Source organism: Janthinobacterium sp. BJB426 (assembly GCF_002735705.1).
Lineage (GTDB): Bacteria > Pseudomonadota > Gammaproteobacteria > Burkholderiales > Burkholderiaceae_D > Janthinobacterium.
The window spans coordinates 65,953-90,468 of the sequence record NZ_PDZL01000014.1; the positions used below are offsets into that span (position 1 = coordinate 65,953).

Consider the following 24,516-nt stretch of genomic DNA (forward strand, 5'->3'; position numbering starts at 1 on the left):
GTTTCATCCCTGTGATCAAGACGACTCCAGCGTACTTGTCTAATATGTCAGGAAAATGACAGCCGAATGTCATTTCCATGACGCAAGTCAATGTCATTCGGGGATCGTGCATAATTACCACACTCGCCCAGCCGAAAGAGCCAATGAAAGACCAGGACGCACCGCACATCACGCCCTATACCAAGCCTGCCGCCGGCTGGGATGCCTTGAAACACGTGGCCATCAGCCTGCGCCAGGAGCGCGTCGCGCCCGAGAACCTGAAGGCGCTGCTGGCGCAAAACCAGCCCGACGGTTTTGACTGTCCCGGCTGCGCCTGGCCCGACCGCAACCACGCTTCCACGTTTGCCTTTTGCGAAAACGGCGCCAAGGCCGTCGCCGCCGAAGCGACCAGCCGCCGCGCCGGCCCGGAGCTGTTTGCCAGCCATACCGTCACGCAGCTGCTGGAACAATCGGACTACGCGCTCGAGCAGCACGGCCGCCTGACCGAACCGATGGTGTACCATCCTGCCAGCGACCGCTATGTGCCGATCGCCTGGGACGACGCCTACGCCCTCGTGGGGCGCCACCTGCGCGCCCTGCCCGACCCGAACCAGGCCGCGTTCTATACGTCGGGCCGCGCCAGCAACGAAGCGGCCTTCTTGTACCAGCTGATGGCGCGCCTGTACGGCACCAATAACTTCCCCGACTGCTCCAACATGTGCCACGAGGCGACCAGCCGCGGCTTGCCGGCCACCGTCGGCATCGGCAAGGGCACGGTGACCCTGGCCGATTTCGAACTGGCCGACACCATCCTCATCTTCGGCCAGAATCCCGCCACCAACCACCCGCGCATGCTGGGCGAACTGCGCGACTGCGCGCGCCGCGGCGGCAGCATCGTCTCCATCAATCCCCTGCGCGAACGGGGCTTGCAGCGCTTCATGGATCCGCAAAGCGCGCTGGAAATGGCCACCCTGGGCAGCACGCGCCTGGCCGGCCTTTTCGTGCAGCCCACCCTGGGCGGCGACTTCGCCCTGATCAAGGCCGTCGCCAAGAGGGTCGTCGAGCATGACGATGCGGCGCAAGCGGCCGGCGAACCCGCCGTCATCGACCACGCCTTCATCTCGGAACACTGCAGCGGCTTCGACGCCTTCCGCGACGACCTGCGCACAGAGAATTGGCAACTGCTCGTGGCAGAATCGGGCGTGGCGCGCGCGCAGATCGAGGCATTGACGGACATTGTCGTCAGGGGCCAGCGCATCATCGCCACCTGGGGCATGGGCCTGACGCAGCACAAGCACAGCGTGGCGGCCATCCGCATGCTGTCGAACCTGATGATGCTGCGCGGGCAAATCGGCAAGCCCGGCGCCGGCTTATGCCCCGTGCGCGGCCACTCCAACGTGCAGGGCGACCGCACGGTGGGCATCGAGGAAAAGCCGACGGCGGCCTTCCTCGACCGCCTGGGCCAGGTGTATGGTTTCGCGCCGCCGCGCGCACACGGCCACGATGTGGTGGCCAGCATCGAAGCCATGCAGCGCGGCGACGTCAAGGTATTCATCGCGCTGGGCGGTAATTTCGCCGCCGCCACGCCCGATACGCCGCTGACCTTTGCCGCCCTGCGCCAGTGCGCGCTGACGGTGCAGGTGGCCACCAAGCTCAATCGCAGCCACCTGGTCATCGGCAAGGAAGCCCTGCTGCTACCCACCCTGGGGCGCACGGAAATCGACCTGCAGCACGGCGTGGCGCAGGGCGTGACGGTGGAAGACTCGATGAGCATGGTGCATATCTCGTACGGCCGCAATGCGCCCGCTTCGCCGCAGCTGCGCTCGGAAGTGGCCATCGTGGCCGGCATGGCCGAAGCGACGGTGGGCAGCAGCCTGGTGGACTGGCGCGCGTATGCGGCAGACTATGCGCGTATCCGCGACGATATCGAAAAGGTATTCGACGATTTTTACGACTACAACGCCAGGGTGGCGCAGCCGGGCGGCTTTCATCTGACGGTGGCTTCGCGCGAACGCGTGTGGAAGACGGCCAGCGGCAAGGCCAGCTTCCTGGTCGCCCCGCTGCCGCTGGACACGCCGCTGCACCGCGCTAGAGCGCGCCACGGCGAACGCCTGATGGTGTTAATGAGCACGCGCTCGCACGACCAGTACAACACCACCATCTACGGCATGGATGACCGCTACCGCGGCGTGTACGGCACGCGCAAGGTGGTCTTCGCCAACGCGGAAGATATCGCCATGCTGGGCTTTGCCGATGGCGAGCTGGTGGACCTGATCGGCGCCTGGGACGATGGCGTGACGCGCCGCGCCGATGGCTTCCGGCTGGTGGCATACGATATCCCGCGCGGCTGCCTGGGCGCGTACTACCCCGAGACGAACGCGCTGGTACCGCTGGCCAGCACGGCCGACGGCGCCGGCACGCCGACGTCGAAATCCGTGCCCGTGCTGCTGCAACGCAGTGAAGTTAAAGCGTGATGCCTGGCGTGTAATCGACGTAGGCATCCTGGCGGCAAAAGCCCACCAGCTTCATGCCCGCCTGCGTGGCGATGGAAATGGCCAACGAACTGGGGGCGGAAATCGTCGCCAACAACGGAATCTGCATGCGCGCCGCCTTGCGCGCCAGCTCGTAGCTACCGCGGCTGGACAGGAAGACGAAGCCGCGCCGCATGTCGATATCGTGCAGCGCAAGGTGGCCAATCAGTTTATCGAGACCGTTATGGCGGCCGACATCCTCGAACACGTGCACGATATCGCCATCGGGCGTGCACCACGCGGCGGCATGCACGCCGCCCGTTTCCCGCATCAACGCCTGGTGTTCGCGCAGGCCTGCGGAGGCGCGCGCCAATGCGGCCGGCAGGTCGACGTGGATCAGGGACGGCGGCAGCGCTGTGGGCTGCAAGTCGAGCATGTCGATGCTGTCGATGCCGCACACGCCGCAGCCCGTGCGGCCCGTCAGCTGGCGGCGCCGGTCCTTCAGGCGCACGAAGTCTTCCTGGGCGATGCTCAACGCCACTTCGGCGGAATCTGCGCGCAGGAACACTTCGCAGTCAAAGATGGCATCTGCGGAAGCGACCACGCCCTCCGTCAACGCGAAGCCATAGGCAAATGCCTCCAGGTCGCGCGGGGTGGCCATCATGACGACGTGGGAAATGCCATTGAAGACCAGCGCGACGGGGATTTCCTCGGCGACGTGGTCGATGGCTGGGGTAGAGACGCCCGCCTGGTGGCGGACGATGGCGCGCTCGACGAAGCCGGCGCGTTCGATATCTGTATCTTCTGACATGGCAACCATGGGGGAACTATCACAGGCCCCATGGTAAACCAGAACGGCCAGGCAGGGGTGCGGCCCCTGCCCGCGCCATCAATCCTTCTTCGGACGGCCCGTTTTCAGCTGCGGCAAGCCGGCCAGCACGTTTTGCAGGGTGGCCAGGTCGATCTGGCTGATCAGCGCCACGCCGATGCGCAGCAATTCGCTTTTCTTGATTTCGAAACCGGCCTTCAGGCAGGCTTTTTTCACCTGGCCCAGGACTTCGTATTCCGCTTCCGGCATGGTGAAGCTGTCGCGCACGAGTTTCGGCTTGCGGGCTTTTTCCTTGACGGCGGCGACCTTGGCGACCGGCGCTTTTTTCGCCGGCACAGGCTTGGCAGCCGCTTTGGCCACCGGTTTCGCTGGCGGTTTCGCTACCGGTTTGACGGCGGCTTTCGCTGCAGGCTTGGCGGCGGGCTTCGCGGCAACCTTGGCCGCTGGCTTGGCAACGGCTTTGGCGACGACGGCCTTGGCCGCCGGCTTGGCGGCGGGCGCCTTGGCTGCGGCAGCTTTCGCTGCTATTGGTTTCGCTGCTACTGGTTTCGCCGCCACAGGCTTGGCGGCGACAGGCTTGACTGCGGCCGGTTTGGCGGCCACCGGCTTGGCCGCAGGCTTCACGGCTGGCTTGGCTGCAGGCTTGGCGGCTGGCGCGGCCTTGGCCGCTGCCGCATTGATCGAAGCGCTGGTGGGAAACATCGATACGGGTGCGCTGTCGGCTTTTTTCGCTGGGACGGTTTTGGTCATGGATTTTCCAATCTAGTAAATAATATAAACAATATATACTGTTTTTAAAAATATTGCTTGCTGCACATCAAGCCATGCGCACGGCATGGCGCAATGACCCACTATGCGCTGGCGCGGATGGTGAAATCGACCCCGACCTCATCCCAGAATTCCTGCTCCTTCTCGATCCAGAACGACACGGTGGGATGGTGCGCCACCCAGCCGCGCTTGATGTCGAGTTCAATGCGGTTCTTCATGCGCAGGCGCAGTTCGCTGAAATCGGCTTCGATGCGCGCATGCATGAGCAGGATCGACAGGCGCAAGGCCAGCACGGCCTTGGCAAAATCGGGATCGGACAGCACTTCGCCGATCTTGCGCAAGTTGCCCTTCTGCGCCAGGATCAGCCGGCTCATGGTCTTCTGTTCGCGCGTGGTAAAACCGGGCAAGTCGGCGTTTTCCACGATGTAGGAGGCATGCTTGTGGTAGCCCGTCTGCGACACGGCCAGACCCACTTCGTGCAGCAGGCTGCTCCAGCGCAGGGATTTCACCAGGGCGTCGGAGGTGGGCTTGAGCTGCGCGTACATGGCCAGCGCCTGCTCGGCCACCCGGCCGGCGCGCTGCTGGTCGATATGGAATTTCTCCATGCAGCCCTGCACCGATTGTTCGCGGCGGTCACGCTTGGTCGAACGCAGGTACAAATCCCACATCACGCCCATGCGCAAGCCCGCCTCGATCGGCGTCATGGCGGGAATGGCCAGTTCGCGAAACAGGCCGATCAAAATGGCCAGGCCGCCAACGATGGTGCTGGCGCGGTCGGGGCGCAAGCCGGGCATGTCGATGCGGCTGGTGTGACCGAGTTCAATGAAGCGGCGCGCCAGCGCGTCGAGGCTGACGCTCGTGAGCAAGCCGTCACCGAGCTTGTTGCGGGCGATGATGTCGGCGATGGTGCGGATGGTGCCGGAAGAGCCGTAAGCCGTCTTCCAGTGCTGCGGGCGGTACGGCGGCGCGGCATCCTCGAAATGGCTGCGCGCCGACAGGATGGCCGCCTCGAACGATGGCGCATCGATGCGCCCGCCGATGAAGAACGACAGGCTTTGCTTGACCGTGCCCAGGCTGAACGACTCGACGCGCTCGATATCGTTGCCGCGCCCCAGTATCAGTTCGGTCGAGCCGCCGCCGATATCCATCACCAGCCGGCGTTCGCCGGGAATGGCCAGCGCGTTGGCCACGCCCATGTAGATCAAGCGCCCCTCTTCCTCGCCCGAGATGATCTCGATAGGATGGCCGATGGCTTGCTCGGCCAGCGGCAGGAAGACGGCGCCGTTACGCGCCACGCGCATGGCCGACGTGGCCACCACGCGCACGGCATCGAGTTCAAAGCCGGCGAGGATGGCGCGAAAGCGCTGCAGGCAGGCCAGCGCGCCCTGCATGGCCGCTTCGGTCAGGTCGCCATTGGCGTCCAGGCCTGCGGCCAGGCGTATCGGGTCGCGCACGCTCTTGACCACGCGGATCGTGTCGCCATCATGCTTGCCGACGTGTAAACGAAAACTGTTGGACCCCAGGTCCACCGCTGCATACATACTGGCCTCTTGTCTTGTCATTACTGTGCCAACTGAAAAAGTTGGCAAACTCAGTTGCTAAACTATATAAATCATTTAAACGATTTAAAAATCCTACCACACTACCCCCATCGTATGACAGCGGCGTGACAGGATTGTGACAAAACGGCGAGCAACGGTAACGCTCAAGAACACCTGACAAAACCGTAGCGAGCGGAAGGAAGTTGTGGTTGAGACGCGCAACTGTACGAAGGTACGGGGACGCCGAGTCAGTGAGCATCGCAAACCATAAATTCCGACGCGCAGTAGGTTTTGACAGGTGTTCTACGGCACGATGGTGGTGAACAGATAGACAGCGAAAATCACCAGGTGCACCGTGCCCTGCATGACCGTGGTGCGGCCCGTGCCCAGCGACAGGGTGGCCACCATCAGCGACAGCAGCAACAGCACCGTCGACTTGATATCGAGACCCAGCGTGATCGTCAGGCCCGTGGCCAGCGACACCACCACCACGGCGGGTATCGTCAGCCCGATGCTGGCCAGCGCGGAGCCGAGCGCCAGGTTCAGGCTCGTTTGCAAACGGTTTGCGCGCGCGGCGCGCACGGCGGCCAGGCCCTCGGGCAGCAGCACGATGGCGGCGATGACGATGCCGACCAGGGTTTTCGGCGCACCCATGGCGGCAATCGCCGTCTCCAGCGCGGGCGCCAGCGACTTGGCCAGCAGAACCACGGCGCCCAGGCACACCAGCAGCGCGCCGGCGCTGACCCAGGCGACGGTGGGCGTGGGCGGCGCCGCATGCACCTCTTCATCACCGACGGCTTCCTTGGGCAGGAAGTAATCGCGGTGGCGCACCGTCTGCACCAGCACGAAGGTGCCGTACAGGACGAGGGAAATGACGGCGATGAAGATCAGCTGGCTGGAATTGTAGAAGGGACCGGCTGCGCTCGAGGTGTAGTTCGGCAGCACCAGGGTCAGAACGGCGATGGCCGCCAGGGTGGCCAGCGACGCGCTCACGCCCAGCAGGCCGAAGGTCTGCTCCTTGTGGCGCCCGGCGCCCAGCAGCAGGCAGATGCCGACGATGCCATTCAGGATGATCATGATGGCGGCAAACACGGTGTCGCGCGCCAGGCCCGTCGTTTCCGGCCCGCCGGCCAGCATCAGCGAGACGATGAGCGCCACCTCGATCAGGGTCACGGCCAGCGCCAGCACCAGCGTGCCATACGGTTCACCGATACGGTGCGCCACCACTTCCGCGTGGTACACGGCGGCCAGCACGCTGCCGATCAGGCCCACCACCAGCAGGATCTGGTAGGCACCGCCGAGATTGAAGGTGGAACCGAACAGGAACAGCCAGCCGGCAATCGGCGCGGCAAGCGGCCATACAGGCAGGGATTTGAGCATTTTCATTATGGGCCTGGCAAGAGTAAAAAAGGGGAACTGCGGTGCGGACGGCTCAGGGCAGCCTGGCGTGCGCTCGATAGCATAACTTGCTTAGCTTAAATGAAAGTTAGGGAATGCACACGTTCGGGAACTGGTGCCCCGCGTTCCAGCGCCTTGCTGCAGTGCACCTGCTTGCTACCAGTAACTATAGTCCCTTTGGTAACATGCCGTTGCAATTTTCTTGTGTTTTTGCTTCCGGCTGGCGTCATAATGCAGAGCCAGCCCTCGCGGCACCGACCAAGGACAGACCATGATTTCCAAAAACAGCGCCGCCATGCGCACGTTCTTCTTCTTCGCGGGCAGCGTATTTTGCGCCGTCGCACACGCGGACGCACCGCCGGTGCGCGCAGCGCAGGTGGACGCGAACTGGGCCACCGCGCCCGCGCCTGCCGCGGAGCCGCGCTGGCAAGACAGCCTGCCGCCCGCGCCACCCGTGGAAGCACGCGAAGAAAAGATCCTGCCCAAAAGCGAATGGCTCACTGTCGAACCGATGAAGGCGCCTGACCGGCGCTGCGATCCCGGCCTCGATGCCTTGTTCCTGCCCAAGGAGTGCGGCAAGGAGCCCAGCTGGTTGGGCTCGCGCAAGAAATAAGCCGATTTAAATATCGAGGGTGCTGACACCCTGCGCTTCCACGACCCTGTTGCGGCCAGCATGCTTGGCCGCCTGCAGCGCCTCGTCGGCCCGCTTGAACAGGCTGACGGTGCTGTCTTCGGCTCGGATGGTGGTCACGCCCAAGCTGGCCGTCAGTTGCAACACGGCGCGCTCCGTCTTGACTGGCAGCACCTCCACGGCGGCGCGGATGCGCTCGGCCACCATCAGCGCATCGTCCAGGGTCGTGCGCGGCAGTTGAATGGCGAATTCGGCGCCACCGAGGCGCCCCATCAGATCGCTGTCGCGCAGTTGCTGGCGGCACGTGTCGACGATGGTTTTCAGCACCGCATCACCCACCGGATGGCCATAGCTGTCGTTGACTCTTTTGAAGTGGTCGATATTGAGCACCACCAGCGCCGTCGGCAAGCCGGGCCGGCGCGCCAACGCCATCCACGGCGCCAGCGCCTGATAAAATCCGCGCCGGTTCGGCACGCCCGTGGCCGCGTCGAGCACTTCCAGGCGCGCCAGCTCGCCGCCCAGCTTTTCGCGCGACAGCAGCAAATAGCCGAAGGCGTTCGTCAGCATCATCAGGTACAGGGCGCCAAAGCCGGCCAGCTGCAGCAGTTCCGCGTCAAAATCGGGGATGGCGGCGGCCAGCACGCCGCGCGCGGCGATCAGCAAGGACAGCAGGCCCATGCTGACGACGAGGAAACGGCGCAGCATGCTCGCCTCGCGCCATTTCAGGCACAATGCCGCCACGCCGGCGAGGAAGAAGCCGGCCACGATCAGCGAACCGCCGGCGCTGCGCAGCAGCGGCGCCACGTCGAACAGATAACAGGCGGCAAACAGCGCCACGGACACCCCCAGCGCCGGCAAGACATAACGGCGCCAGCCGCTGCGTCCGGCCGCCTGCCACAGGGCGCCCGCATCGAGCGCCATGCCGGCAAACAGCAGGCTGTTGCCCAGCAAGATGGAGAGAAAATCGGGCAGCACGCCGCGGAAATACAGCAGGCACCAGGCCACGGCCTGGCATTGCTTGGCCACCGCCCAGGTGGACATGCTGAGCGACTTCTTGCGCTCATACTCGAAGAAGAACAGGGCCGCGCACAGGCTCAGGTTGCCGAGTGCCAGGGCCAGTACCAGGGTCTTGATATCCATGGGCTACGCCATCGCCGCGCAAGCGCGGCAGGCCAGGTCAGATTTCGTGTTCGACATTGGTGCTGCCGTCGCCGATCTTGCTGGCCCAGGCCTGCACGAAATACTGCTTTTCCACCTCGTTGGGCGCCTCGTGCCAGAACACGATGAGGGTGCCCTTGTGGTCGTGGATTTGCGCCACTTTTTCAATGAAGCCGAAGTTAGCGGCTACGTCGGCCAGCGCCGCCGCGTAACCGTACACGCGCGTCAGCCGCTCGATGCGGTCGGGCTCCGTAAAACTGTTCGTCGCCGTAATGATGGGGTGATCCAAAAACATGCTTGTCTCCATGGTGCCCGACTGCGCAGCCGTGCCGCCACGCGCCGTATGCATATACATATACGCATGCTCGGCGCGGATTAATCGGGTATGCTCACGGGAGCTTATCAGATTTCTCTGAATGCAACAAAGCATCTCCCCCAGTCCACTCAGCGAAGTCGTCCCATGCCGGAAAACAGAAGCACCACCCCACTTGCCCCGCAGGTGCATACCTGTGGCGACCGGCGCCGCCTGGAATTCCAACCCGGCATGATCCAGAGCGAAATGCTGCTGTCGCGCCCCGACCATCTGCTGCTGCGCTATGCGCGTGCCATGATGTGCTTTACCCTGTTCGTGCCGCGCCCGCGGCACATCCTGATGGTCGGCCTGGGCGGCGGTTCGTTGCTGAAATTCTGCCATCGCCACCTGCCCGGGACGCGCATCACGGTGCTGGAACTGCGCGCCGACGTGATCGCCCTGCGCGAGCAATTCATGCTGCCCCCCGACGATGCGCGCCTGCGCATCATCGAGACGGACGCCGTCAGCTATATCCGCCAGCATCCGGGCTGCGCCGACGTGCTGCTGCTCGACGGCTACGACGAAACGGGTTTGCCGCCGGCACTGGGCAGCGCGCGCTTCTATGCGGACTGCCTGCGCGCCCTGCTGCCCGGCGGCGTGCTGGTGGCCAACCTGTTCAGTTATGACGAGCACTATCCCGCCATGCTGGCGCGCCTGATGCTGACCTTTCGTGGCGCCGTCTGCCACTTCGACGGCATCGCCGGCAATAACCGCATCGTCTTCGCCGCCAAGCCCGAACAAGGCGCCGACGGCCGCGCCGTGCGCGTGGTGCGCCTGGTGCGCTGGCGCCGGATATGCGGCCTGGCGTTCCTGAACCGCTGGCTGCCGGCATGGCAGTTGTGGCGTGTGCGCCGCCGGTCAGGCAGCGACAACGACTGAAAGTCGTCTTCCCCGGTCATAGATATTGTTGCTTATTAGCAGTGTTTTGGTGCAAAATCAGCATGATGGATGTGGTTTATGACAAACTACGGCCTGCGTGGGGCCGGCAGGCGCCGCCGAACCCATGTGTCCATGAAGTGAGATAGGAAAAACCATGCTGCGTGGCCGCCTGCCATTGTCGATTTCCGCCGCGGCCGCGCTGACCTTTGCCTGCGGCGTCAGCGTGACGGCCGTGCTGTTTGCCGCCATCAGCCAGCTCGAATACGACAAGATGAGCCTGAGCCTGCAGCAACGCGCCGGCGCCAGGGTGGCCGCCATCGAGCAGGGGCTCGACGATGCGGTCGAGGTGCTGACGACAACCAACCAGCTGTTTGCCGCCGTCGTGCCCGTCACGCGCGAACAATTCCACGATTTCACCACGCCGCTGCTGCAGCGCCACCCGTTCATCCAGGCCTTCAATTTCCACCGCATCGTGCCGCATGCGCAGCGCGCCGCCTTCGAGACCGAACTGCGGCGCATCGTGCCCGGCTACACCATGACGGAAATGCGCGATGGCGTCGTCGTGCCCGCCACGACGCGCACCAGCTACCTGGTGGTCGATTACCTCGAACCCCTGCAGGGCAACCGCCCCGCCTTTGGCCTGAACGTCAGCCCGAGCGGCGTGCTGGCGCGCGCGCTGGAACAGGCGATCATCAGCGGCCAGACCACCGCCACCGGCCTGCTGGCCCTGGCGCAAGGGCCGCAACGGGGCTTCGTCATCGTGCGTCCCGTCTACCGCCACGGCGTGCCCCTGCAAACGATACCGCAGCGGCGCGCGGCGCTGATCGGCGATACGGCCGTCATCGTGCGCGCGGGGGAACTGGTGCAGAAAATCCTCGCCGGCGCCGACCTGCTGGGCGACTCCCAGCTTGAACTCAGTGTCTACGCCGACGCCGGCGCCGATCCGCGCCAATTGATCTTCCGCCATGGACAGGCGCCTGCCGACGAACCGAGCGGCGCCTGGGAGTCGCTGCCCCGCTGGCTGCACTTTGCCTACCATAACCATTATGACCGGGCCTTCACTTCCGCCGGCCGGCCCTGGCACGTGCGCGTGGTGGCCCATCCGCGTCCCTTCCTGGCCGACCACCTGGGCTCATTGTTTACACTGATCACGGGCTTGCTGTTCAGCGCACTGACGGCCGCCTTCGTGCAGTCGCTGACGCAGCGCTCGCGCCGCGTGCAGCTGCTGGTGGAGCAGCGCACGGCCGACCTCAAGCGCAGCAATGAGCTGCTCAGCGCCGACGTGCGGGCGCGCCAGCGCACGGAGCGCGCCTTGCAGGAAAGCGAAAAGCGCTTCCGCCGCCTGCTGGCCCTGTCCTCGGACTGGTACTGGGAACAGGACGCCCACTTCTGCTTCACGCACATCACCAGCGGTTTCACGGACAAGTCGAACATGCCGCTGGAACGCTTCATCGGCATGACGCGCTGGGACAACAACGCGGAGATGCGCAATTCGCGCTGGGGCAAGCAGCATATCGCCAACCTGGAAGCACACCTGCCCTTTTCCAACCTCGAATATGCGATGCAGGACCGCGATGGCCAGCTGCGCTGGTTCAGCATCAATGGCGAACCGCTGTTCAACGAGCTCGGTGAATTTCGCGGCTACCGGGGCACGGGTTCCGAAATCACGGAGCGCAAGCTGGCCGAGCAGCAAATCCAGCACATCGCCCACCACGACGTGCTGACAGGCTTGCCCAACCGCGCCCTGCTGCGCGACCGCCTGGCGCAGGCGATGGCCCTGTCGCGCCGCAAGAACCGCGCATTGTGGGTGCTGTTGATCGACCTCGACCGTTTCAAGTTCGTCAACGACAGCCTCGGGCACAAGGCCGGCGACCTGCTGCTGAAAACCATCGCCACGCGCCTGCAGGCCAGCCTGCGCGAAAGCGACACGGTGGCGCGCCTGTCCGGCGATGAATTCGTCGCCATCCTGTGCGAGCAGGCGGACGAAGTGCTCAGCGGCGCCATCGTGCAGCGCGTGATGGATGCCGTGGCCCAGCCCGTGCTATTGGACGGCAAGGAATTTTTCGTCACCTGCAGCATCGGCGTGGCCGTGTATGACATGTCGCGCTACGACGCCCCTGGCGACGTGACCCTGAATGGCGAGACGCAGAACCTGATCGAACAGGCCGACATCGCCATGTACTGCGCCAAGAAACAGGGCCGCAACAACATCAAGTTCTACACGACGGCCATGAACCAGGCCACCCTGGAGCGCCTGCGCATCGAGACGGCGCTGCGCAACGCGCTGGAACGCGAGCAGTTCGTGCTGCATTACCAGCCGCAGGTGGACCTGGCCAGCGGACGCATCGTCGGCGTGGAAGCGCTGCTGCGCTGGCAGCATCCGGATCTGGGCATGGTGGCGCCGCAGCGCTTCATCGCGCTGGCGGAAGACACGGGCCTGATCGTGCCGATCGGCGCCTGGGTCATGCGCGAAGCGTGCGCGCAGGTGAAGCGCTGGCATGCGGCGGGACTCGACACCTTGCGCCTTGCCGTGAACCTGTCGGCGCGCCAGTTCAACGAGCCGAACCTGGTCGCGTCGATTGCCGACGTGCTGCTGGAAACGGGCCTGCCGCCCGCCTGCCTGGAACTGGAACTGACGGAAAGCCTGTTCATGCACGACGTGGCGCTGGCCGTCAGCCAGCTGCACGACATGAAGGCGCTGGGGGTGCAGCTGTCGATCGACGACTTCGGCACCGGCTATTCCAGCTTTGCCTACCTGCGCACCTTTCCCATCGACGTGCTGAAGATCGACCGCAGCTTCGTCGGCGACGTGGCGCGCGACGCGGACGATGCGGCCATCGTCGTCTCCATCATCGCCCTGGCGCACAATCTGAAGCTGCGCGTGGTGGCCGAAGGCGTGGAAACGGCGGAGCAGCTCGATTACCTGCGCCGCCATGGCTGCGACGAAGCGCAAGGCTATTACTTCAGCCGGCCGCTGCCCGCGCACGAGGTGGAAGCCCTCCTGCGGGCGGAAGAAACACCCGTCATGCTGTAGCCGGCGGCGGCACCCTGGCGCCCAATTGCAGCTCCTGCCAATCGGGCTCGATGCCCGCCTGCGCCAAAAACGACGCCACATCCGATGCGCGGGCCGGATCGATATCCTGTTGCGGATGCGCCCACAACAGATCGCACTCCGAGCAAACGATCACCTGTTGCCCCGTTTTGGGGATGGTCGCATGCAGCAGGTCGCCATATTCGCCGCAGGTGGGGCACTCCATGCTCTTCTCCGTCATGCCCGGCCTTACAGCTTCTGCTGCAGGAATTCGAGGAAGCAGCTGATCCGCTGCGCCAGCTGCGTGTTGCGGTAATACACGGCGTGGATCTGCTGCCGGTAGCCCGTATAGAACGGCTGCAGCACCTGCACCAGCCGGCCGGCCGCGATGTCGTCCTTCGTCATGAAGTCGGACAGGCAGACGATGCCCTGGTCGTGCAGGGCCAGCTGGCGCAGGGTTTCGCCGCTGGACGCGGCCAGCGCGGGCACGATCTGCAGGCTGTTGCCCGCTTCGTGGCGCAGCGGCCAGTTATTCCCCAGTTCATATTGCGCAAAGCCCAGCAGCGCATGGCCGGACAGCGCTTCCGGCGTGGCGGGTTCGCCGTGGCGCGCCAGATAGGCGGGCGTGGCCAGCACGTGCAGCGGACTGGCACTGAGGGGGCGCGCATGCAGGGTCGAGTCGACCAGGGCGCCGATGCGGATGGCGATATCGGTGCGGTGCTCGAGCAGGTCGGCGATCTGGTCGTTGCTGGTCAACTCCAGGCGGATGTCCGGGTACATGGCGCGAAATTCCGCCACGTGGGGCACCACGCAATGGAGCATGAAGGGCGAGGCGGCATCGACGGACAGGCGCCCGGCCGGCTTCTGGCGGCGGATGCGGATCGACTCTTCCACGTCTTCCATCGACGCGAGGATGGCGCGCGCCTTGTCCAAAAATAGCTGCCCTTCTTCCGTCAGCTCCATGCGACGCGTGGTGCGCGTCAAGAGCGAGGTGGACAGCTTGTCTTCCAGGCGCGACAGGGCGCGGCTGACGCCCGAGGTGGTTTGTCCCAGGTGCACGGCGGCCGCGCTCAGGGTGCCGCTGTCGATGACGGTGACGAAAATTTTCAGGTCGTCCGAGTTGATATCCATTGTTGCCCAATTTTCACATATCGCGCCATTATAATGGAATCATGGCAACAGTGAAGGCAGCAGGCAACGTCAGGCAACGTAGAACAAAATGGCGATAAAATGGCAGCTACTGCCGGCCAGCACGAACAGGTGCCAGATGCCGTGGCCATGACGCAGCTTGTGGTCGGTGGCATAGAAAGCGATGCCGCCCGTGTAGCACAGGCCGCCTGCCACCAGCCACAGGAAGCCGTTCCACTCGAGCGCCGCCAGCAGCGGCTTGATGCCGATGACAATCAGCCAGCCCATGGCCACGTAAATCACCAGCGACAGGATGCGCGCGCCTTTCGCGTACACATATTCCTGCACGATGCCAAGCAGCGCCAGGCCCCAGACAACGCCGAACAGCGACCAGCCCCACGGCCCGCGCAGTGTCACCAGCATGAAGGGCGTGTAGGTCCCCGCGATGAGCAGGTAGATGGCGCAGTGATCGAGCCGCTGCAGCACGGCCTTGGCCTTGCCGCGCACGCTGTGGTACAGGGTGGAAGTGAGGTAGAGCGTGAGCAGCATGGCCGCATACACGCTGCAGCTGACGATTTTCCAGGCGTCGCCCGTGCGGGCCGCGACAACGATCAGGATGACGCCGCCGATGGCCGCCAGCGCGGCGCCCACCGTATGGGAAATGCTGTTGAAGCGTTCACCGTGGTACATGCTTAAGCCCGACGCACGGAGACGCAGCAAACACCCGAAGTCAGACCTTCAAGGCCTGACCCCGGTCCTTGCTGTGGGGCTTCAATCAAGCGGCTTCCGCCTTCTTGCGCGCGGGACGGCGCGCCGGCGTCTTGCGTGGCGCCTTGGCCGGCTTGTCTTCCGCTACAGGCGCGATTTCCACCGGCGCCGCTTCAACGACAGGTGCCGCTTCAACCACGACGTCGGCCGCCTTCTTGACGGGCTTCTTCGCCGCTGCCGCCTTGCGGGCCGGCGTACGTGGCTTGGCCTTCGGCTTCGCTTCGGCGACGGCTTCCACGATCGCTTCGGCTACCGGCTCAGGCATGGCTTCCACCACCGGCACCACCTCGACGTCGACAACTTCGGCGCGCGCTTCACGGGCGCCATCGCCATTCTTGCGGCCACCGCGGCCATTGCGGCGCGAACCGCGCTTGGCGTTGCCTTCTTCTGCCACCACCTCGGCGACGGCTTCGGCTACTTCGTGCTGCGCTTCCGGCTGCGGCGCCGGGGCATACTGCTCGACGACGACTGTTTCGGCCTCGGCCACCGGCACGAAGGCCTGTGGCGCGGACTCACCGCGGCGTGGCTCATTCTGCTTGCGGCCGCCACGGCCATTGCGGCGTGAATCGCGGCGGCTGCCGCCTTCGCGATGATTGCCCTCTTCCACCGTCACGCTGGTCTCGCCGCTGGCGCTTGCCTCGCTGGCCACTTCGCCGTTCACGGCGGCCGGCACGGCCACCAGGCCGCTGCTGCGGTAGACATAGGCGCCCGATTTTTCATCGCGGCCAAATTCCAGCAAGCCGCGCGTCTGCGCTTCTTCCAGCAGGTTGCCGAAGGTGCGGAAACCGTAATAGGACTCGCTGAAGTCGGGCTTGCGGCGCTTGATCGCTTCCTTCAGCATCGAAGCCCAGATCTTGCCGCTGTCGCCGCGCTCCGAGACCAGCGCGTCGAACGTTTCGACGGCCATCTCGATCGCTTCCGTCTTGCGCGACTCGTATTTTTCCTTGCGGCGTACTTCTTCGTCCGGCGAACGCTTGGCGGCCGGGGTTTCGCGCGCATCGCGCTTGGCGGCCGTACGGCGGCTTTCGCGCACCAGGTCATCGTAGAAAATGAATTCGTCGCAGTTCGCCACCAGCAGGTCGGAAGTCGACTGCTTGACGCCGACGCCGATCACCTGCTTGGCGTTTTCGCGCAGTTTCGACACGAGCGGCGAAAAGTCGGAATCGCCGCTGATGATGACGAAGGTGTTGACGTGGGCCTTGGTGTAGCACAGGTCCAGCGCATCGACCACGAGGCGGATATCGGCCGAATTCTTGCCGGACTGGCGCACGTGGGGAATTTCGATCAGTTCGAAGTTCGCCTCATGCATGGTGCCCTTGAAACTTTTATAACGGTCCCAGTCGCAATATGCCTTCTTGACAACGATGCTGCCCTTGAGCAGCAAGCGTTCGAGGATGGGCTTGATATCGAATTTTTCGTAATTTGCATCTCGCACGCCGAGCGCGACGTTCTCGAAGTCGCAAAACACGGCCATGCTGAGGTTTTCTGGGGATGACGCCATAAGGGTGAATTCTCGCTGATGATAAGGGCGGACGGGAAGCGCAACGCCTCCCTTTTCGCCTAGTATATTCGCCCATCCCCCGTTTCGGCGACAACTATCGTGCGCGGCAGCCTATTGCGCACCGCCGGCGGCGCTCGCGCTGGCGCCGGCAACGGGCCAAACGACGCTTTCATCGACCGAATACAGCTGGCACGGCAGGCTGCTGCGCCGCTGGCACGAGGCCAGTGCGCGGACATCGGGACTTTCGCCCTCCTCGGCCCAGCCCCAGGCGCCGCTGGCCGACAGGGCAAAGGCGCGCGGCGCGGTTTTCTCCAGGAAGTCCCGGTAGGCGGCGCGCCCCTGCTCTTCCAGGTAGGGCACCGCGGCGATGTCGTCCTGCGGCGCGAAATGCGTGGCGGGCGGCGACGGCGCATCGGCCACGCGGTAGACCTGGCGCACCGGCATGCCGATCTGTCGCAGGAAGCGCTCGGTGGCAGGCAGCCACACGGCCACCCCATCGCGGCTGCCCAGGGTCAGGTGCGCGTCGCGCTTGAACGGGCCATAGGCGAGCAGTTGCGCCTGCCCGCCAGACCCCGTGAACGAGCGGAACAGGCGCTGCGCCAGGGCCGGCCCGAAATACGAGTCGTTGGCGCCATACAGCCACAGGCTGGGGATGTGGTTGTAGGCGCCCAGGGTGGCGAAGGACTTGGTCAGCGCCCCTTGCCAGTCGCAGCCGGGCATGTCGACGCGCAAGCCGCCGGAAAAATTGAGCACGCCCCGTACGCCGGGCACCACCCGGGTGGCGAGCGCCAGCGCCGCCATGCCGCCGTACGACTGCCCCGCGACGACCATGCGCTGCGGGTCGACCCAGCTCTGGCGGCGCGCATACGCCAGCGCGGCCAGCAGGTCACGCGCCTGGCCCTGGGCGTTGCCCAGCATGTCGCAGCCGAAATCGCGGTAGGCGCCCGTGGAGCGCGCAAAGCCGGCGCGCATGGGCAGCATCACGGCATAGCCGCGGCGCACGAATTCCGTGGCCATGTAGATAAAACGCTCGCGCTGCTGCAGCCGCGCAGGGCCGGCTTGCTTGCCGTGATTCATCAACAGCAGGGGAAACGGACCGGGGCCGGCGGGACGGAATACCGTCGTTTCCAGCACCTCGCGCAAGCCGTCGCCTGCCGGCACCATGATGACCTGCTCGTTCAGGCGCGCATCGAGCGGCAATGGCACACGCTGGGCTTGCGAAGAAAGGCAGAGCGAGCCCATCAGCAAACTCGGCAAAAAGAGGCGGGCAATGCGGGAAATGGCAGACTCCGTGGATGACTTCCCTGCCAGTCTAGACAGTGAAATACCACAGAACAATATAAAAAAATTACGTGATGTATATATTTTTTGCGGCAACCACCTGTGGGAAAAATTGTTGCCTTGCACCAACCACTTTTTCCAATGGCGGGAGTAAACTGGAAGCCTACTGAAGGAGTTGCCATGTCCATATCCGCCCTTACCACCGGCACCTCGGGGCTGACCGCCAACCAGCGCGCGCTGGATGTGGCCGCCAACAATATCGCCAATGCGAATACACCGGGCTTCCAGCCGCAGCAAGCCCAGTTCCAGGAAGCCAGCCCGGCCGGCACGGGCGTGACCCTCTCCGTCGAAGGGCGCAAGCTGGCCGCCAGCGAAAGCGTCAGCGGCGCCAATGCGAATGCAGCCAAGGCGGCCGAAAGCCGGCCGAACGGCGTGGGCCTCGCGTCCGAGCTGACGGATAATCTCGTCTACAAGGCCGGTTTCAACCTGTCGGCGAATGTTGTCAAGGCGGCCGACCAGGCCCTGGGCAGCCTGATCGACGTCAAGACTTAAGCACAGCGACTATCGACAAGATAGTTTAATTTTTCATTTCCAGCGCCAACGGCGCCAGCGCCGGTTGAATCAGCGCCAGCAGCCGTTCGGCCGGAATGCCGTCGCGCGCCTGCACCGACAGACCGTGCAGCAAGGCCGCATAATAGTCGCCCAACGCCTGCACGTCCGCCTCCTCTTTCAATTCCCCTGCCAGCTGCGCCGCGCGCAGGCGCTCGATGACGGCTTGCGTGCGTGCGCGGCGGTGCTGCGCCAGCCAGTCGGCGATGCCCGCATTTTCAGCGCTCGTGTTCGTGGCCGCAGTAACCACCATGCAGCCTTGCGGCTGGCCGCTGCGCGTATACAGCAGCACGGCTTCTTCCAGCATGCGCGCCACCGCGTCGCGCACATTCAGGCTGGCCGCCAGCGCGTGCACGGCAAACGCCCCCTCGCCCGTTTCATATAGCTCCACGGCTTCGCGGAACAACTGCTCCTTCGAGCCGAACGCCGCATAGATGCGCGCCGAGGCGATGCCCAGCGCCGCCACCAGGTCGGCCATCGATACACCCTCGTAGCCGCGCGTCCAGAATGCGTCGCGCGCCTTTGCCAGCGCCAGCGCGCGGTCAAATTCCCTCGGTCTTCCTGCCATTTTGATCCTCTGCTTGCGAACTGGCGGCCAGTATAACGCCTGGCGCCCACGGCACGTTCGCACTTTATTTTGCATTGGTGTCTTGACCGCGCCAACAATTTCGCCTATTCTTTGTCGATCGACAAATAATAGGAGCCGATATGAAAACCATCCAAGGACCGAGCCTGCACCTGGCACAATTCGCCGCCGACACGGCGCCCTTCAACACCCTGCCTGCCATCGCCGAGTGGGCGGCCGGCATGGGCTTCAAGGCCCTGCAGATTCCCGCCTGGGATGCACGCCTGTTCGACGTGGCGCAGGCCGCGCACAGCCAGGCATATTGCGACGAACTGGTCGCCATGCTGGCCGGCCATGGTCTCGTCATCAGCGAACTGACGACGCACATCCTCGGCCAGCTGGTCGCCGTGCACCCTGCCTACGACGCGCTGTGCGACAGCTTCGCGCCCGAACACCTGCACGGCCAGCCCGAAGCCCGTACGGCGTGGGCCATCGAGCAGGTAAAACTGGCGGCCATGGCCTCGAAGCGCCTGGGCCTGACCGACATGGGCACGTTTTCCGGCTCGTTCGCCTGGCCCTACCTGTTCCCGTTCCCCCAGCGCCCGCCCGGCCTGATCGAGACCGCCTTCGACGAACTGGCGCGCCGCTGGCTGCCCATCCTCGACGTGTGCGAGGAACAGGGCATCAACCTGTGCTACGAAATCCACCCGAGCGAAGACCTGCATGACGGCATCAGCTTCGAAATGTTTTACGAGCGCGTGGGACGCCACCCGCGCTGCAAGATGCTGTTCGACCCCAGCCACTTCGTGCTGCAGCAGCTGAACTACCTGGAATTCATCGACATCTACAAGGACCATATCCGCATGTTCCATGTGAAGGATGCGGAGTTCAATCCGACGGGGCGGCAAGGCATCTACGGCGGTTACCAGTCGTGGGAAAACCGCGCCGGGCGTTTCCGCTCGCTCGGCGATGGCCAGGTCGACTTCAAGGCGATTTTTTCCAAGATGGCGCAGAACGATTACGCGGGCTGGGCGACGCTGGAGTGGGAGTGCTGCCTGAAGGACCAGGAAGTGGGCGCGCGCGAAGGCGTGGCCTTCATCAACGCCCACATCATTCCCGTCACGGACAAGATCTTCGACGACTTCGCCGGCGCCCCCGTCAGCGCGCAACAGATCCAACAATTGCTGGGCATCCAGCACAACTAATCAAGGAAACCATATGAACGACTTCATTCACGACTACGTCCGCATCGACGGCCAGCGCCTGCATTGCGTCATCGCCGGCGAAGGCAAACCCGTGCTGCTGATCCCCGGCTGGCCGCAAACCTGGTATGCGTGGCGCCACGTGATGGCGGCGCTGGCCGCGAATGGCTACCAGGCCATCGCCATCGACCCGCCGGGCAGCGGTCACTCGGACCGCCCGGCCGGCGGCTACGACACGGGCGCCGTGGCAAGCACCCTGCACCGTGCCATGTTGGCACTGGGGAACGCGCAGTACGACGTGGTCGGCCACGACATCGGCATGTGGGTCGGCTATGCGCTGGCCAGCGATTTCCCGCAGGCCGTGACGAAACTGGCGCTGACGGAAGCCGTGATTCCAGGCCTGGCGCCCGCGCCGCCGATTTTTGTCGCGCCGTCCGACAATATCTTCCTGTGGCACTTCATGTTCAACCAGGTGCTGGACTTGCCGGAAATGCTCACGGCGGGCAAGGAGCGCGAGTACATCCGCTTCATCTTCGACCGCTGGTCGTACCGCCGCGACAAGGTGGCCGTCGACGTGTATGCGGACGCCTACACCACGCCGGGAGCCTTGCGCGCCGGTTTCGCCTACTACCGTGCCATACCCGAGACAATCAAGCAAAACCTTGAGCGGGCGAACAAGAGCCTGGCCATGCCCGTGCTGGCCATCGGTGCCGACCACGCGACGAATGACGCGCCCCTGCTGACCATGCAGGGCAAGGCGGACAATTTGAAAGGCGCCATCGTCGCCGAATGCGGCCACTTCATCATGGAAGAACAGCCGGAAGCATTCATCGCCCACCTGCTGCCCTTCCTGGCGGGAGAGCCAGCGTGAGTCTCGATCCACTGATCGCCGCCTGGCTGGAGCAGACAAAAGATGCGCCGCCGCCCGCCTCGCTGGCAGACTTGCGCGCAGCCACGGAAACGGGCTTGCGCCAGTTGCACGGGCCATTGGAAGACGTCGCGTCGGTCAAGGATTACGTGCTGCCCGGCGAGCATGCACTGGCCGTGCGCGCCTATGTGCCGGCCGGCGCGGAGACGGGCCAGCCCTTGCCCGCCATCGTCTTTGCGCATGGGGGCGGATGGTGTCTGTGCTCGCTGGACCTGTACGACAACCCGTGCCGCGCACTGGCCAACGCCACCGGCTGCGTGATCTTTTCCGTCGACTACCGGCTGGCGCCCGAGCACAAGTTCCCCGTGCCGCTGGACGACTTTTACAGGGCGTTGTGCTGGGTCGCCGAGCATGCGGCGGCGCTGGGCATCGACGTAAAACGGCTGGCGGTGGGCGGCGACAGCGCGGGCGGCAACCTGGCGGCGGCAGCGGCCCTGATGGCACGCGACCAGGCCGGTCCCGCGCTGGCGCACCAGTTGCTGCTGTACCCGGCGCTTGATTTTGCCTTCGATACGCCCTCCTACCAGCGCTATGCGGAGGGCCATTCGCTGACCCGCGAGGCCATGCGTTTTTGCTGGTCGGCGTATCTGAATGAACCGGCCGACGGCACGCAGCCTTACGCGGCGCCCCTGCGGGCAACTTCGCTCAAGGACCTCCCGCCGGCGACCGTGCTGGTATGCGAATATGACCCGCTGCACGACGAGGGGATTACGTATGCACAGCGGCTGCGCGACGATGGCGTGGCGGCCGAGTGCGTGCAGCTTGACGGCATGATCCACGCGGCTATGCACATGCTGGGCCTGGCGCCAGCGGCGCGGGGATTGTTCGACGTGGCGGGCCAGGCGATGAAAAAAGCACTGGCAATGTAAGAAAATCGGCCGCCGGGGATGGCTCCACGGCGGCCGATTTTGTCACTTCGTTACGTTACTCCACCAGTTTGCGCACCTCGATGGCATTGAGCCACTTCACGTGGCGCGGCCCCGTGCGAATATCCTTGGCCGAGATCAGCGCGATTTCGCCATCGTTGTCGTCGAGCGCCTTGCCATTTTTTTCGTAGTAGACGACCACGCCCTCGCCGGCTGGCGCGTTATACAGCTCGCCCCAGGAAAACACCACCGCGTAGCCATCGGTGGCGGTGGCGATGATGGCAAGCTTCTTGACGTCGTTGTGGCCGGGCGCGTCGAGCACCGCCTTGTCGAGGATGTCACGCAGGCGCACGCCCTTGTAACTGGTCATGGTCTCGGCCTTGTCGCCGTTATGGCGCGTGACGGCGATTTCCCCGCCGTTGGCCGGCGGCAGCTGGCGCAGGTCGGCCACCTTCAGGGTCAAGGGCGTTTCCACCATGCCCGTGACAGTCAGCGCGTGGCTCATGTTGTCGCGCGCCGGCGCCGGGTCGGCCCTCGCGGGCGCCATTGCCAGCAGTGAGGCCGAAACGAGGCCTGTCAGTATTGTCTTCAACATGCTGTGTCCTTTCATGGAACAATCAAAAAATCAGAACTGGTACTGCGCATTGGCCAGCCAGGTGCGGCCCGCACTGGGGAAACCGTCAGCCAGCGCGTAATTGCGGTCGCCCATATTTGCCACACCCGCTTCCAGGGTCAAGGCTGGCAAGGGACGGTACACGGCCTTCAGGTTCAGCGTCGCAAAACCACCGAGTTCCAGGGTGTTCGACACCCAGCGCCCGCTATTCGATTCCGCAATGGCCACCACGTCGACCTGGCGCGCCGCGTGCAGCACGGCATGCGCCGTCAGCTTGTGGCGCGGCACATCCGTCAGGCGCATGGCGCGGTCGCTGACGTTCTTCATGTCCGTGTAGGTGTAGTTGCCACCCCAGTCCAGCCAGGCGCCGGCGCGCCCGCGCAAGCCCAGTTCCACGCCGCTGATATGCGCCCTGCCCGCGTTGCGCATCTGCGCGCGCACGCCCACGACATTCGCCACGCTCTGGATCTTGTCCTTCACGTCGCTGTAGAACAACGCCGCCTCCAGCGCCAGGCCTTGCGCATTGCCCTGATAGCCCAGCTCATAATTCATCGCCTGTTCCGCGCGCAAGGCCGGATTTTCGATGTACGTGCCCAGGCGCTGCGAATAACGGTCCTTCAGGGTCGGCAGGCGCGACTTGCGCGCCACCGTGGCGTACACGCGCGATTCAAGACCGGTCTTGTGGAACACGCCCGCCTGCAGGTCGGTGGCAGATTGATTCTCTGGCAAGGTATACGCATTGCCGGCGCTGTAGACGGTGTCCGGGCGCAGTGCATTGCGCGACACGCCCAGCGACAGTTCCGTCGCCGCATTGAGGGCGATGCTGTCTTCCGCGCCCAGGGTCCACAGGGCATCCTTGTACCAGGTGGTGCGCACGCCCTTGGCGTCGAGCTCCTGGTGTTCGTCGGCCTTGTAGCTGGCCACAAAACGCAGGCTGTGCGCGGCCAGGCGGAACGATTCGAGTTCCACCGCGCCGCCATTCGTGCGGTCGTTATAGATGCTGCGCCCGCCGCTGACGCTGCCCTGACCGCTGGTTTTCAGGGTCGTGTAGCTGCCGTTCGTATAAGACGTGATTTCATTGTCGTAGCTGTCGTGGTACAGGCGCAGTTTCAGGCGCTCGGCGTCGCCCAGGCGCGTCTGCGAGACGAAATACACGCTTTCCTTGTTCCAGTACGGCCATTGCCAGTAGCGCGTGCCGACGGGATTCGTCGATGGCGGCTGGCCTTTTTCGCCATGCTGCTTGTAGTAGCTGAGCGCGTATTCGTCGCCCGCATGCGCGCCATCGGGCGTGTAGCCGACCTTGAACGACAGTTTATGGTCCTTGCGATACGCGTTGTTGCGCGTGCCACCATCTTCCGTGGCCGTCGGGCGGAAATCGGACGACAGGGGAAAGCCGTCGCTGTCGATGTACGACACGCCCGCCTGCAGATACCACAAGCCCTGGTTCGTGCCCACGTTGGCCGACACCTGGCGCTCGCTGCCCGAACCGAATCCCACTGACGCATCACCTTCCATCAACGCCGTCGGTTTGCGCGACACCAGGTTGATGGCGCCGCCCAGGGTATTGGCGCCGTAGGCCACGGAACTGTAGCCTTTCGCTACCTGGATGGCGGCCAGGTCGCCAGTCGTGAAGCGGTTGAAATCGACATAGCCGTCATACGGCACGTAGACGGGAATGCCGTCGATGTACAGGGGCACCTGGCGCGCATCGAAGCCGCGGACGGCGACGGTTTTTTCGTTGCGCGAATTGGTCGACAGCGACACGCCCGACAGCAGATTCAAGGCATCGCCCACATTGTCGCGGTTAAAGCGGCGCATCTCGGCGCGACTCACTTGCGCGCCCACCTGCTGTTCCATCTGGCCTGCCTGCTCGCGCTGGCCGACCACCGTCACCGTGCCCAGCACGAACGGCGCCGCCGCATCCGCGTCTTCCTTGCCAGCGGCCTGCTGGACCAGCGCCAGCATCACGGCGCCTGCCATTACCTGTTTCAACATCGTCTATATCTTTCCATTATCGT

Annotated in this window: 22 protein-coding genes; 8 read left to right on the plus strand and 14 right to left on the minus strand. The window is 64.4% G+C overall.

Annotated features, from left to right (window positions below; genetic code table 11):
• Nucleotides 1-143 precede the first annotated feature (143 nt).
• A complete protein-coding gene (locus tag CSQ93_RS20355; RefSeq protein WP_099379593.1) occupies nucleotides 144-2,453 on the plus strand; it encodes an FdhF/YdeP family oxidoreductase in 2,310 nt (769 codons plus the stop codon).
• Here CSQ93_RS20355 and fdhD read toward each other — a convergent pair.
• The 4 genes from fdhD to CSQ93_RS20375 all read right to left on the minus strand — a co-directional run bounded on the left by fdhD (nucleotide 2,443) and on the right by CSQ93_RS20375 (nucleotide 6,974).
• Entirely contained in the window at nucleotides 2,443-3,270 is an 828-nt protein-coding gene (gene fdhD / locus CSQ93_RS20360) for a formate dehydrogenase accessory sulfurtransferase FdhD (RefSeq protein WP_099379594.1), read from the minus strand. The genes CSQ93_RS20355 and fdhD overlap by 11 nt on opposite strands.
• Before the next feature lie 69 nt (nucleotides 3,271-3,339).
• A complete protein-coding gene (locus CSQ93_RS20365; protein ID WP_099379595.1) occupies nucleotides 3,340-4,029 on the minus strand; it encodes a hypothetical protein in 690 nt (229 codons plus the stop codon).
• A 101-nt stretch (nucleotides 4,030-4,130) separates the two neighbouring features.
• The gene (locus CSQ93_RS20370; protein ID WP_099379596.1) at nucleotides 4,131-5,588 is read right to left on the minus strand and encodes a Ppx/GppA phosphatase family protein; all 1,458 of its coding nucleotides are present in this window, start codon (nucleotides 5,586-5,588) and stop codon (nucleotides 4,131-4,133) included.
• A 303-nt stretch (nucleotides 5,589-5,891) separates the two neighbouring features.
• On the minus strand, nucleotides 5,892-6,974 hold the full coding sequence (locus CSQ93_RS20375) for a calcium:proton antiporter (protein ID WP_099379597.1): 1,083 nt from the start codon (nucleotides 6,972-6,974) through the stop codon (nucleotides 5,892-5,894).
• Between the two features lie 283 nt (nucleotides 6,975-7,257).
• On the opposite strand from CSQ93_RS20375, the gene CSQ93_RS20380 reads away from it, so the two are divergent.
• The gene (locus CSQ93_RS20380; RefSeq protein ID WP_099379598.1) at nucleotides 7,258-7,599 is read left to right on the plus strand and encodes a hypothetical protein; all 342 of its coding nucleotides are present in this window, start codon (nucleotides 7,258-7,260) and stop codon (nucleotides 7,597-7,599) included.
• Between the two features lie 6 nt (nucleotides 7,600-7,605).
• Here the strand turns inward: CSQ93_RS20380 and CSQ93_RS20385 are convergent, their stop codons facing one another.
• Together CSQ93_RS20385 and CSQ93_RS20390 are read right to left on the minus strand one after the other, a co-directional pair.
• A complete protein-coding gene (locus tag CSQ93_RS20385; RefSeq protein WP_099379599.1) occupies nucleotides 7,606-8,757 on the minus strand; it encodes a GGDEF domain-containing protein in 1,152 nt (383 codons plus the stop codon).
• A 37-nt stretch (nucleotides 8,758-8,794) separates the two neighbouring features.
• Nucleotides 8,795-9,070, minus strand: coding sequence for a hypothetical protein (locus tag CSQ93_RS20390; protein ID WP_099379688.1), 276 nt, complete (start codon nucleotides 9,068-9,070; stop codon nucleotides 8,795-8,797).
• A gap of 165 nt (nucleotides 9,071-9,235) precedes the next feature.
• Here CSQ93_RS20390 and CSQ93_RS20395 point away from each other — a divergent pair, with 165 nt between their 5' ends.
• Together CSQ93_RS20395 and CSQ93_RS20400 are read left to right on the plus strand one after the other, a co-directional pair.
• Nucleotides 9,236-10,006, plus strand: a complete 771-nt coding sequence (locus CSQ93_RS20395; RefSeq protein WP_099379600.1) for a transferase spermidine synthase — start codon at nucleotides 9,236-9,238, stop codon at nucleotides 10,004-10,006.
• A gap of 154 nt (nucleotides 10,007-10,160) precedes the next feature.
• Nucleotides 10,161-13,040: a bifunctional diguanylate cyclase/phosphodiesterase gene (locus CSQ93_RS20400; RefSeq protein WP_099379601.1), complete on the plus strand. Its 2,880-nt coding sequence runs from the start codon at nucleotides 10,161-10,163 to the stop codon at nucleotides 13,038-13,040.
• Here the strand turns inward: CSQ93_RS20400 and CSQ93_RS20405 are convergent.
• The 5 genes from CSQ93_RS20405 to CSQ93_RS20425 form a co-directional block, all read right to left on the minus strand.
• Entirely contained in the window at nucleotides 13,030-13,278 is a 249-nt protein-coding gene (locus CSQ93_RS20405) for a hypothetical protein (protein ID WP_099379602.1), read from the minus strand. The two genes, CSQ93_RS20400 and CSQ93_RS20405, sit on opposite strands and share 11 nt — an antisense overlap.
• An 8-nt stretch (nucleotides 13,279-13,286) precedes the next feature.
• Nucleotides 13,287-14,168, minus strand: coding sequence for a LysR family transcriptional regulator (locus tag CSQ93_RS20410; RefSeq protein ID WP_099379603.1), 882 nt, complete (start codon nucleotides 14,166-14,168; stop codon nucleotides 13,287-13,289).
• Between the two features lie 69 nt (nucleotides 14,169-14,237).
• Nucleotides 14,238-14,855: a PAQR family membrane homeostasis protein TrhA gene (gene trhA, locus CSQ93_RS20415; protein ID WP_099379604.1), complete on the minus strand. Its 618-nt coding sequence runs from the start codon at nucleotides 14,853-14,855 to the stop codon at nucleotides 14,238-14,240.
• 85 nt (nucleotides 14,856-14,940) lie between these two features.
• Nucleotides 14,941-16,434 carry an NYN domain-containing protein gene (locus CSQ93_RS20420; RefSeq protein ID WP_099379605.1) on the minus strand — a complete coding sequence of 498 codons (1,494 nt, stop codon included), beginning with the start codon at nucleotides 16,432-16,434 and terminating at the stop codon, nucleotides 14,941-14,943.
• 111 nt (nucleotides 16,435-16,545) lie between these two features.
• Entirely contained in the window at nucleotides 16,546-17,676 is a 1,131-nt protein-coding gene (locus CSQ93_RS20425; protein ID WP_099379606.1) for a dienelactone hydrolase family protein, read from the minus strand.
• A gap of 219 nt (nucleotides 17,677-17,895) precedes the next feature.
• On the opposite strand from CSQ93_RS20425, the gene CSQ93_RS20430 reads away from it, so the two are divergent.
• Entirely contained in the window at nucleotides 17,896-18,267 is a 372-nt protein-coding gene (locus tag CSQ93_RS20430; RefSeq protein ID WP_034757354.1) for a flagellar basal body protein, read from the plus strand.
• A gap of 25 nt (nucleotides 18,268-18,292) precedes the next feature.
• Here the strand turns inward: CSQ93_RS20430 and CSQ93_RS20435 are convergent, their stop codons facing one another.
• Nucleotides 18,293-18,892: a TetR/AcrR family transcriptional regulator gene (locus CSQ93_RS20435; RefSeq protein WP_099379607.1), complete on the minus strand. Its 600-nt coding sequence runs from the start codon at nucleotides 18,890-18,892 to the stop codon at nucleotides 18,293-18,295.
• 140 nt (nucleotides 18,893-19,032) lie between these two features.
• Here CSQ93_RS20435 and CSQ93_RS20440 point away from each other — a divergent pair, with 140 nt between their 5' ends.
• The 3 genes from CSQ93_RS20440 to CSQ93_RS20450 are packed head-to-tail and all read left to right on the plus strand — an operon-like array spanning nucleotide 19,033 to nucleotide 21,888.
• Entirely contained in the window at nucleotides 19,033-20,094 is a 1,062-nt protein-coding gene (locus tag CSQ93_RS20440) for a sugar phosphate isomerase/epimerase family protein (RefSeq protein ID WP_099379608.1), read from the plus strand.
• A gap of 13 nt (nucleotides 20,095-20,107) precedes the next feature.
• A complete protein-coding gene (locus tag CSQ93_RS20445; RefSeq protein WP_099379609.1) occupies nucleotides 20,108-20,962 on the plus strand; it encodes an alpha/beta fold hydrolase in 855 nt (284 codons plus the stop codon).
• Complete coding sequence (locus CSQ93_RS20450; RefSeq protein ID WP_233516275.1) at nucleotides 20,959-21,888, plus strand: alpha/beta hydrolase; 930 nt, start codon at nucleotides 20,959-20,961, stop codon at nucleotides 21,886-21,888. Before CSQ93_RS20445 ends, CSQ93_RS20450 begins: the two co-directional genes overlap by 4 nt.
• A gap of 55 nt (nucleotides 21,889-21,943) precedes the next feature.
• Here CSQ93_RS20450 and CSQ93_RS20455 read toward each other — a convergent pair whose 3' ends face one another.
• Both CSQ93_RS20455 and CSQ93_RS20460 read right to left on the minus strand, forming a co-directional pair.
• Entirely contained in the window at nucleotides 21,944-22,480 is a 537-nt protein-coding gene (locus tag CSQ93_RS20455) for a molybdopterin-dependent oxidoreductase (RefSeq protein ID WP_099379611.1), read from the minus strand.
• Between the two features lie 30 nt (nucleotides 22,481-22,510).
• Nucleotides 22,511-24,493, minus strand: coding sequence for a TonB-dependent receptor plug domain-containing protein (locus CSQ93_RS20460; protein ID WP_099379612.1), 1,983 nt, complete (start codon nucleotides 24,491-24,493; stop codon nucleotides 22,511-22,513).
• Nucleotides 24,494-24,516: the final 23 nt, after the last annotated feature.